The organism is Parabacteroides acidifaciens (assembly GCF_003363715.1).
In the GTDB taxonomy this organism is placed as follows: Bacteria; Bacteroidota; Bacteroidia; order Bacteroidales; family Tannerellaceae; genus Parabacteroides; species Parabacteroides acidifaciens.
On the sequence record NZ_QREV01000086.1, the window covers coordinates 1 to 10,781 of the forward strand.

The 10,781-nt window shown below is 47.2% G+C and carries 5 protein-coding genes; 4 read left to right on the plus strand and 1 reads right to left on the minus strand.

Annotated features, from left to right (window positions below; all coding sequences use genetic code 11):
* Positions 1-236: 236 nt before the first annotated feature.
* Positions 237-2,774 (minus strand): glutaminase domain-containing protein, encoded by a 2,538-nt coding sequence (locus DWU89_RS19660; RefSeq protein WP_115501332.1) that lies wholly within the window; start codon positions 2,772-2,774, stop codon positions 237-239.
* A 342-nt stretch (positions 2,775-3,116) separates the two neighbouring features.
* Here DWU89_RS19660 and DWU89_RS19665 point away from each other — a divergent pair, with 342 nt between their 5' ends.
* The 4 genes from DWU89_RS19665 (at position 3,117) to DWU89_RS19680 (ending at position 10,369) form a co-directional block, all read left to right on the plus strand.
* Positions 3,117-4,835, plus strand: coding sequence for a phosphoethanolamine transferase (locus DWU89_RS19665; protein WP_115501333.1), 1,719 nt, complete (start codon positions 3,117-3,119; stop codon positions 4,833-4,835).
* On the plus strand, positions 4,835-7,315 hold the full coding sequence (locus DWU89_RS19670; protein WP_115501334.1) for a hybrid sensor histidine kinase/response regulator: 2,481 nt from the start codon (positions 4,835-4,837) through the stop codon (positions 7,313-7,315). Before DWU89_RS19665 ends, DWU89_RS19670 begins: the two co-directional genes overlap by 1 nt.
* 375 nt (positions 7,316-7,690) lie before the next feature.
* Entirely contained in the window at positions 7,691-8,869 is a 1,179-nt protein-coding gene (locus DWU89_RS19675; RefSeq protein WP_115501335.1) for a DUF418 domain-containing protein, read from the plus strand.
* A gap of 135 nt (positions 8,870-9,004) precedes the next feature.
* Complete coding sequence (locus tag DWU89_RS19680) at positions 9,005-10,369, plus strand: sigma-54-dependent transcriptional regulator (RefSeq protein WP_115501336.1); 1,365 nt, start codon at positions 9,005-9,007, stop codon at positions 10,367-10,369.
* Positions 10,370-10,781 lie beyond the last annotated feature (412 nt).

Below are 10,781 nucleotides of genomic sequence, written 5' to 3' on the forward strand. Positions count from 1 at the left end.
CGATAACTATGTGTGAGCGGGAGAATAGTAGATCATCTATCTCCCGCTTTTTACATTAAACTCACTTTTGGGGGGTCGGCCGCCAAGCGGCTCGCCGCCTCTCATTCCTTTACGGCACTATAACCCCATGAAGTACTGCAATACCATTTTATAGCCGATCTTGCCAAGCCAAGACTTTCCCGCTTGCTTATACAGATACAGTTGTAAGAATATTTGAACCTGTAAATGCTGATTTCTTAATCTTTGGATTTATCCGATAAACGTTTCTCCAGCAATCGCATATAATAGCCGCCTACAACCGAACGGGCCTGGAAGCCGCGCTGTGTTCCGTCGGAGGTGTAATGCCAGTCGCTTAGCGGGACGCGTGAAGTCGTTTCGTTGGCATATTGCCATACCGGGAGCATAAGCGTTTCAAAATCGCTTTCATCTCCGGTCAGACAGGCACTCCAGAGAATCCAGTCCGATTTGGTATAATCTTCACGGTTATCCAACGGTAACCCATATTTGTTTTGTTTGGTCTTGTAATAGGCCATTTCCGTCTCTGCAACTTCGGTCGGGAAGATATTCAAACCTAACAGGCGGTCCCAAACCAGATTATACTTCTGGCTCCAGGTTCCGGACTTGTCGAATGTCAACTTGTAATGATCGCCGTCTTTTGCCATTGCAACCCATTTCCCTGCCATTTCGCGTGCAGCCGAGAGGTAGGATTCGGCAATCTCTTTCTTGCCTAACATCTCCGCCATCTTGCCATAGCCGGCTACTCCCATGATGGCTTTGATAGACAGGTTGGCATTGTGGGCGAAGTGGCCGGCAAAGTCGTCCGTACAGAGTTGGTTCTCCGGATCGAGCCCTTCTTTCTTCAGGTAATCGGCCCAGATTGTCAGTACATCCCAATGTTTGGCCGCATAGTCGGCATTTCCTTCGATTGTGGCAATGGCAGTTGCCAGGATCAGCATATTGCCGGATTCCTCGACCGGCATATCGCCGCCATACGTCTGTCCGTTAGCCTGCGGATAGGTACCGACATCGTGCGCCGGGAACGGTTTGTTCCATTTGCCGCTTTCGCTATAATAGAAGATCGGGTTCATCATGCCTTTCAGCAGTTCCGGGTTATAGCACAAGAACATGGGAGCTGACGGATACGTGATGTCAACCGTGCCGATCGATCCGTTGCTGAAGTTCTCTTTTGAGAAGAACAGCAGGTTGCCTTCTTTGTCCGTTACCAGTTTATGGGCTCCGATAGCCTGGCGATAGGCCAGTGCGCAGAGTTCGGCATATTCCTGACCGCTGGTTGCCGCTGTTTCCTGCATCAACTGTGCGTCGAAATCCGTACAACGTTTCATCATCTTGGCATAGTCCTGGTGGCCTTTGGCAAAGGCATCGAAAATATCAACTTGCCCGTCATGTTTCCAATAAGCCATCCGGTTATCGTTGAAATATTGGATCGCATACAAATCGTCGTATCCGATCAGCAGATGCCCCGAAACAGTCTGGTTATCGACTGTGCCTAAGTTGTCGGAGTATGCTAAAACTGTCATCTGCTTTTCCATATCCGAAGAGACATTGTCGGCGTTGCCCGATAGTTTCCCGACAGACATGAATGCTTTCTTTGCGGCGTAATATTCATCGATAGCGACTGTTACATCCGGAGACTGCGGGGCTGAGAGATAGAAATATCCCCAGTCGATGCGTTGGTCGTCACCTTTCTTACCTAATATATCCTGGTCGACAGAGCCTGTTTTCAGATAGACATATCCGTCTTTTTCGATCTTTTCGAAAGAAACCGGCTGGTCGATTGTGTTGACAGCCCATTGAGGCGTTGCTTCTAAATATAACTGTACGTCGTGAGCTTTGCCGTTCAGTGAACGGACCTGGTAGGTAATGTAGTTATATGGAGCTGTCATGGCGTCGAGGTCGTCCATCAGCATCGGAGCAGTGAAGATCAGATCCAGTTCGACCGGGCCGCATTCGAATGTGTAATAGGTTTGGGTCGGCATGACGGTTACCGATTTCTGGACCGCCTTGTTGTCGAATGTGTCCCCCCGTTTCACCTTTTTCATGATACCCATATCTACATATGCACCGCCGCCATTGTTGCGGCAATGGGCGGCCAGGATATTTCCGGTCGGTTTCAGCGTGTTTGCAATATCCTGAGGGATCTCTTTCAACAAGTCGTAATCCAGGCCATTGCCTGTTGCGGCAACCTGTTGGCCGTTTACATACAGTTCGATATTGTCATCGTGGGAGTATTGGAGGAAGAGGGATTCTTTTGCCGTCCCTTCCGGCCAGTCGAACGAACGGCGTACCCAGATATCGCCGTCTTGCCACGGTGTGGAACGGTAAGGATTGTCTTCGGTTCCAAACGCGGCCTTACCCGTTTTCCACCCTTTTGTGTCGTAATCGGGAGCCATCCATTCCCCTTGGGGCTGGTTGAACGTATAGGTGGCATCCCAAAGGCCGGAGGCTGCCGTACCGACAACCGGAGTGACCTCGACTTTGTCTACGCCCATGAAACGGTACGAAACACCGTCTACGCGCAAGCTTCCTAACAGCGGGAAGTTGCGTCCGGTCCAGTGGCGCACGCTCTCTTCATTCAGTTGGTCGGCAAATGACCAGGCGCTGGTGTACGGGTCGATAGTCACCAACGGGGTCGCCGGTGCACGCAATTCATTTTTTGCAGCAGGAGCATATGCCTCGCTCGTTGTGCGGGTGTTCGATGAACAAGCACTCAGCAGAGTGGCACAGACTGACAGCAATGCAATTTGTCTTTTCATTTTTGTTTTTATTTTTATAGATGATAGTATAATAATCTGCTTAGGTTGCCCGAAATTAGAGATAAAAAACGAGAGTAAGAAGCTATTTGTCTATGTCACTGTGTGATTGCACGATTTTTGAAAGCATTTGCATGATTTTTGAAAACTTTTGTTCGGCTTTCCTTCGTTCTCAAAAGGCATAATTGGGATGTAACTGTCTTTTAATAAAATCGAAATAACTTTTTTTGTGCTTCTGCTGTATGCGTATATGAGGGATAACCCCTACATTTGCCGATTGCAGCAAGGCTGTAGCGAGAGGGGATAAGAATAGTTGATAAATTTGGCTTTTACAGGCGAAAATAGATGAAGCATTTTACGAATATTTTACGTTGGTTATCTGTACAGAAACACTTATATATCTTGTTTGGATTGTTGTTTATCGTCCCGAATTGTGTTTTCCTGTTTACAGAGCCATTGCCGGTTTCAGTCGGGATTGCTTCCATTATCATGCCGTTGGCATTCTGGATGGGAGTTTTGTTGCTGGCACGCAGACCGGGGATAGTGGTTTGGTGCCTGCTGCCGAAGATTATACTGGATGGAGGGCAGTTGGTCTTATTATATCTTTTTGGCGAATCCGTCATTGCGGTGGATATGTTTCTGAACCTGACGAGTTCGAATGCCTCCGAAGCCAGCGAATTATTGGGGAATATCTTCCTTGTCATAATCTGTGTGTTTTTCTTTTATACACTTCCCACGCTGTGGCTGGCTACACGTTCGGTCCGGTTGAAGGACCGGCTGACAGACGTGTTTCGCCGGAAATGGGCGTTGAGAAGCCTGGCGTTGTTTCTGATCGGAGTTGCCCTTTGTTTCCTGTCTCCTCTGCAACATCATCGTTTCTCGCTGAAAGATGATGTTTATCCGGTTAATGCGCTTTATAACCTGTATTTTGCGATTACCAAATCGGAAAAGAATGCTAACTATCATATTACTTCCGCCGATTTCCGATTCGATTCTATCCGCAAAGCCCATCCGGAAGGTAAGCGGGAAATCTATGTATTGGTAGTGGGAGAGACGTCACGCGCCATGGAGTGGAGCCTGTATGGCTACGAGCGCAATACGACTCCCCGGATGAAACAGCTCGACGGACTTGTCCATTTTACGGATGTGGTGACGCAATCCAATAATACGCATAAGAGTGTCCCGATCATCCTTTCCGCAGCCAGCGCCGAGGATTATGGAGTTATCTATGACGAGAAAAGCATTGTTACTGCATTCAAGGAAGCCGGTTTCCGTACGTTAGTCATCGCCAATCAAAAGCTCACAACTTCGATGATTGGGGCTTTTTACCGGGAGGCCGATTCTTTTATCGATATGAGTAGTTTCAATACCGGCTCTTATCTGACTTCTTTATATGATGCCTCGCTTTTGCCTTATTTGGAAAAGGAACTGGATAAGTCGGACGACGATATGTTTGTCGTTCTTCATACATACGGATCGCATTTCAATTATCACGAACGCTATCCGGCTGAGTTCCGCTTCTATACACCTGATAAGGCGGAAGGTATCCGTGCTTCCTATAAGACCGAATTACGCAATGCCTATGACAATTCGATCCATTATACGGACTATGTGCTGGGTGAAATTGTGGATATGTTGAAAAAGAAGGATGCCTGTGCGTCGATGCTTTACCTGAGCGATCATGGGGAAGATATTTTTGACGATTCCCGCGGGCGGTATCTGCATGCTTCGCCGATACCTACTTATTACCAGTTGCATATCCCGTATGTAATCTGGTTTTCGGACAATTACCGGGAGCTGTTTCCCGACAAATACTGGACGGCAGTTTCCCATCAGGCTTATCCGGTCAGCACAAACAGCGTGTTCCATACCATGCTGGATATCGCAAACGTGCAGACAGCCGTGTCGGATTCTTCGTTGGCACTGACCAGCAAGGCTTTCGACATACGCGACCGTATGTTCTTGGGTGATCATGACGAACCGGTTCCTTTCTGGAAAGTCGGGCTGAAAAAGGCCGATTTTGTTATGTTGGACAAATGGAAGATGGCTTATCGTAAAGACTGATGAGTGCACAGAACGGGCATACTACAAGTAAGGTCATACTGGGATACTTGTTATTGATCCTGGTAGCTGTCTGTGCAGTCGTTTATATCTATAATGTCATCGAACAGTTTGCCGATGAAGAAGATCCCAGCAGCAAGTCGAGGGAGAAAGTCTATCTGGTCACGAACACCCTTTCCCTTCTCTACGAAAGTGAGGCGCTCGGACAGGTGATCGGACGTCCGCAAGGTGAGATCAGCCATTTTAACCGTACCTTGAACAAGGCCCTGCAGAATATGGATTCCCTGCGCACATTGGTATCAAATCCGGCATTGCTTCCCAAAATAGATACGATCGACATGCTGATCGAACAGAAACGTTTGAATACCCGGCGATTGTTGGAGACCTGGCAGGAAACGAACGCCGAACATCTGTATGCCCAGAATATTGAAAAAGTAATTGCCCAACAGGATACGGTAGTCCGGCAGGTTGAAATACAGGAGCGTGTGATCATACATCAGGATTCCGTAAAGACCCCCCAGCCCCGTAAACCGCGTGGCTTTTTCCGCCGTCTTGCCGATGCTTTCTCTCCGCCAAAAGAAGACTCTGCCGTAGTGGTCAATACAACCCGGCAGATTGTGACGGATACATTGGTGAACGCCTTTAATCCGGCAGATACGATCGTGACAGTTCTGAAAAGCCTGCAGGACAGTGTTGCGGACCAACGTAAACAGCTTGTCGACCAGTTGTTGGAGCGCGCTGCCAATCTGCGTTATAACAACAGTATTATCACGAGCCGGATCAACCAGATGTTGCGTGATATTGAGGAAGAAGAGATGAACGTTTCGATGGAGCGTGTCGTGAAGAAGCAGGAACTTCTGCGCGAAACGTCCTATCTGATTGCCGGTATCGCTGTCCTGTCTCTGATTATTGTGATTGTCTTTATCATCCTGATTGCGCGCGATATATCCCGGAGCCAGTATTACCGGCAGCAATTAGAGAAAGCAAAACAGTATGCGGAGGATTTGTTGCACAGGCGGGAGAAGCTGATGCTGACCATCAGTCATGATATCCGGGCGCCGCTCTCTTCCATTATCGGCTATATCGAACTGTTGATGCGCCGACATCCGGATGAGCGCCAGCGTTATTATCTGGAGAATATGACGGGCTCTGCCGACCATATCCTTTCGTTGGTGAACGGCCTGCTGGATTTCCACCGGCTGGAATCCGGACAGATGGAGATACAGAACATACCTTTTAGCGTGCGAACACTTTTCAATGAAATATATGGCAGCTTCCGCCCGATTGCCGAGTCGAAAGGGTTGTCGTTTGTGTTGAACTTGAAAGAAGAGGGGATGGACCGGATTTATTCCGGTGATCCGATACGCCTTCGACAGGTGGTCAGCAACCTGTTGTCCAATGCGATCAAGTTTACGCATGAAGGGCGTGTGGTTCTGCTGGTTAAGTTTTCTCCGGCCGATAGCCAATTGTCTATTACTGTCAGTGATTCAGGTACGGGTATTCCGGAAGAAGAACAGGAAAAGATTTTCGGTGAATTTACCCGCCTTTCCAGTACGGAAAAGGAGGAGGGATTCGGCCTGGGACTTTCCATCACCCGCAAACTGATCGAGCTGATGGGAGGGACGCTTACGCTGAAAAGCGTTCCGGGAAAAGGGAGTGACTTTACGATTGTGATGCCGTTGCAGGAATCGGATGTACAGACATTGCCGGCAGCTTCCGTTCCGGAAGAGGACGAGGCCGAAGCGGAAACGTTTGAAGGACGTGAAATCTATTGCCTGCTGGTCGATGACGATCCGTTGCAGTTGGCGCTGACCGAAGAATTCCTGAAACGCAACCATGTGGAAGTAGCCAGCTGTACAAATCCCTTTACCGTAGTCGACATCCTCCGTAACAGTTCTTTCGATGCCATCATCACCGATATACAAATGCCGGGCATGGACGGTTATGGATTGCTGAGCGCCATCCGTACATCGGGTATCCCCGGAACAGATACGGTGCCGGTAATAGCTCTTTCCGCCAGTGTGGAAAACGAACATACCCATTACTTAGAGGTCGGCTTTACCGGATTCCTGAACAAGCCTTTCACGGCAAAACAATTGATAGCCTTGTTGAATAACCTGTTGCAGGCTAATATACAGGCCGAGACGTCGCCCGAATTCAATTTCGATTCGCTCACCTCCTTTGCCGGAGAAGACAAAGAGGCCTCCGCATCCATTATCCGGACGTTTGCCGAGGAAACGAATAAAAGCATTTCACTCCTGCAGCAGGCATTGGATGCAACAGAACGTGGTCCGGCTGCAAAGATTTCCCATAAATTGATTCCACTTTTCACTATGTTGGGAGCAACTGACCTGGTCGCACAACTGCGGATTCTCGAGAAGAACGACGAAGCTGTGACAGACGATGGCTGGAAGCGGTTACTGTCCGAAGTGATCCGCCAGGCAACAATAATAGTCAATCAGGCTGTGGAACGCTATCTGTAGAAATATTCCACACTTGTGTCCATAAATTCCCCGTTTATAAAGAGGCTATAATTATCCTTCGTAAAACATTCTATATGATATATCTGTTAGAATATAAGAGTTTACGAAAAAATATCGTGGACATGACTTTGTTTGGCACGATATTCGCTTCCTCTTTAAGTAAGAAGCGGAAGTGGACGTTTCTACATTTAAACCGTTTAAAGTTATTATGTTCGAGTATTCTATTTAAGTCTGCAAAACAAAAAGAGCGCCTAAAAGGGTGCTTTTTTTGTTTTATATAACATCTTTGCCTACTTTTGCAGCGTGAATTAGCAGTAGTCAATAGCCTGTCAATTCATAATTTATAATTCATAATTCATAATTTACTTTCTTACCATGGAGCACGGACTTTTGGCTAAATCATCTCGTATAGAGGTGGTGGATGCACTTCGCGGTTTTGCCGTTATGGCAATTATGTTACTGCACAACATCGAACATTTTAATTTTTATGATTTTCCAACGCCTTCTTCGGAATTTATGCAGGCAATGGATAAAGGGGTATGGGAAACTCTTTTCTTCCTTTTTTCCGGTAAGGCCTATGCTATCTTTTCCCTGTTGTTCGGTTTCAGTTTTTTTATCCAGTATAACAACCAGGCAAAAAAAGGCAAGGATTTCCGGTTGCGTTTCCTGTGGCGTCTTTTCCTTCTCTTTATTATAGGATGTTTCAACGGGGCGTTTTTCCCGGGAGATATATTGGTGCTTTATGCTATTATAGGCGTGGTGCTGGTGCTGGTCTGCAAATGGAGCGACCGGGCAGTTTTGATAACGGCTATTATTCTGATGCTTCAGCCGCTTGAATTGGGTAAGTTCTTTTATGCAATGATGAACCCCGACTATGTGCCGGCTGCCGGTATCTGGCGTATTCACAGCCAGCGCATGTATCCGTTCCTGTCGCAGCCGGATTTCTGGGCGATGGTCAAATCCAACCTGTGGGACGGACAGTTGTTCAGCCTTTTGTGGGCATGGGGTTACGGACGTTTCTTCCAGACTGCCTCTTTGTTCCTGCTTGGTATGCTGATCGGTCGTAAGCAGCTGTTTGTAAACCTGTCCGAACATCGTGTGTTCTGGATGCGGACTTTGGTTATAGGAGCAATCTGTTTTGTCCCGTTGTATTTCATCACAGCCTCCTTGCCGGATATGATTCCCAATAAGGCGATGTTGACCCCGATGAATACAGTAGTCTCTTCTTTCCGCAATTTCTCCTTTATGTGTGTGTTGGTTGCAGGCTTCGTATTTCTGTGGCAACAGGTTTCGACGCATAAAGTGTTACACGGATTGGTTCCTTACGGAAAGATGAGTCTGACGAACTACCTGACACAATCCATTATCGGCTCATTTGTTTATTTCGGCTACGGTCTGTCCCTGTACGATGACCTCTGCACGACCGCCAGCTTCGGAGTGGGCATCCTGTTGTTTATCCTTCAGTTAGGTTTCTGCCATTGGTGGTTAAGCAGATATAAGCAAGGTCCGTTTGAAGGTGCATGGCGTAGAGCGACATGGATAGGAGCCAAATAGTTGAGAGTTGAAAGTTGAAAGTTGTTTTGGGCTTTAGCCGGTTTCTTTATTCAAAAAAATACAACTTTCAACTTTCAATCTTCAACTCTCAACTGAAAAAAGATTACCTTTGTATATGAAACAAAAAAGAATAATATGCCGTCTATTCTGATTTTAGAAGATGATATAACATTCTCGTTGATGCTGAAAACCTGGCTGGGAAGGAAAGACTTCGAAGTCAGTTCGGTATCATCGGTTTCGGATGCAAAGAACCGGATAGAGGATGTTTCTTTCGATCTGATCCTGTCGGACCTGCGCTTGCCGGACGGGGATGGGATCGACCTGTTGAAATGGATAAAGGAAAATAATATTTCAATCCCCCTGATTATGATGACCAGCTATGCAGAGATACAAACAGCTGTGCAAGCGATCAAATTAGGGGCATCCGACTATATTGCCAAACCATTGAATCCCGAAGAGCTTTTAGGAAAGATCCGGGATGTGATAAAGACAGGCGGGGAGGAGCTTGTTGCTCCGGCTGCTGAACCTGCCATGCGTCCGGCGAAACGTTCGGAATCTTCAGGTGGTAATAATAGTCAGTATATCGAGGGCCAGAGCCAGGCTGCACGCCAGCTTTATGAACACGTACGATTGGTTGCGCCGACGGATATGTCTGTACTGATCACCGGATCGAGCGGGACAGGAAAAGAATACGTCGCCCGCCGTATCCACGAACAGAGCAACCGGAAGAAAGCCCCTTTCATCGCCGTCGATTGCGGAGCTATCCCGAAAGACCTGGCAGCCTCCGAGTTTTTCGGCCATGTGAAAGGCTCGTTTACCGGAGCTATCGATAATAAGGAAGGCGCTTTTGTGGCTGCCCAGGGAGGAACGATTTTTCTGGACGAAATTGGAAACTTATCATATGAAGTGCAGGTGCAGCTTCTTCGTGCCCTGCAGGAGCGTAAAGTGAAACCGATCGGTAGTAACCAGGAGATTGTGATTAATGTCCGTCTCATCTCCGCAACAAACGAGAATCTGCGTGTAGCGATCGATAAGGGCGATTTTCGTGAAGACCTGTATCACCGTATCAATGAGTTTACGGTCCGCATTCCCGATCTGAAAGAACGGAAAGAAGACCTTCTGCTGTTTGCGAACAGCTTTTTGGACCAGGCGAATATGGAATTGCAGAAGGATATTATCGGCTTTGACAATGACGTGATACGTCTTTTCCAGTCTTATTCGTGGCCGGGCAATCTGCGCCAGATGAAGAATGCAATCAAGTATGCAACTTTATTGGCTACCGGTCGTTATATCACCCGTAATGAACTTCCGGAAGAACTGACTGCCGCCCCGGTTTCTACTCCGGTCAATATCCAGCTAAAAAATGAGACGCACGAATGCGAAATGATCAAGCGGGCCCTCCAGGAAGCCGGAAACAACAAAACGAAGGCTGCCCAACTATTGGGAATCGATCGGAAAACGCTTTACAATAAATTGAAAGCGTATCATATTGAGGAATAAGAAAACCGACTTATTGTATAAAACTCATTTTTCAGGTTTGTAAAGCCTCTGAATATGAATAAATGTTAATCCTCTTTTTGGACATCAAAAAGGGGATTTTTTCGTTTTTTCGGGTGTTTTTCTCCATTACGACCGTCTTCTTTTCCATTGCGACCGTGCTAATGTGTAGTGCACTCGGCACCTCGCGAAGATTAGGACGGTCGTAATGGCGATTAGGACGGTCGTAATTGAAAAGAGGACCGTTTTCAAGGCAAAAAAGCACCTGAATTTCCTTGCGATATTTGGGACGCCGTCCGTTTTGTTTTCAAATATTCGATTCTCCGGGAGTTAAGGTTTATCACATTGTCGGCGTTTCCATCTTTCGGTAATCTAATTGCACGCTTTTCGAAACGGACTGCGCACCTCATTTCAT

Excerpts from the sequence above, each read along its gene's own strand:
- DWU89_RS19660 (WP_115501332.1), bottom strand. The coding sequence starts at position 2,774 with ATGAAAAGACAAATTGCATTGCTGTCAGTCTGTGCCACTCTGCTGAGT.
- DWU89_RS19665 (WP_115501333.1), top strand. The coding sequence starts at position 3,117 with ATGAAGCATTTTACGAATATTTTACGTTGGTTATCTGTACAGAAACAC.
- DWU89_RS19670 (WP_115501334.1), top strand. The coding sequence starts at position 4,835 with ATGAGTGCACAGAACGGGCATACTACAAGTAAGGTCATACTGGGATAC.
- DWU89_RS19675 (WP_115501335.1), top strand. The coding sequence starts at position 7,691 with ATGGAGCACGGACTTTTGGCTAAATCATCTCGTATAGAGGTGGTGGAT.
- DWU89_RS19680 (WP_115501336.1), top strand. The coding sequence starts at position 9,005 with ATGCCGTCTATTCTGATTTTAGAAGATGATATAACATTCTCGTTGATG.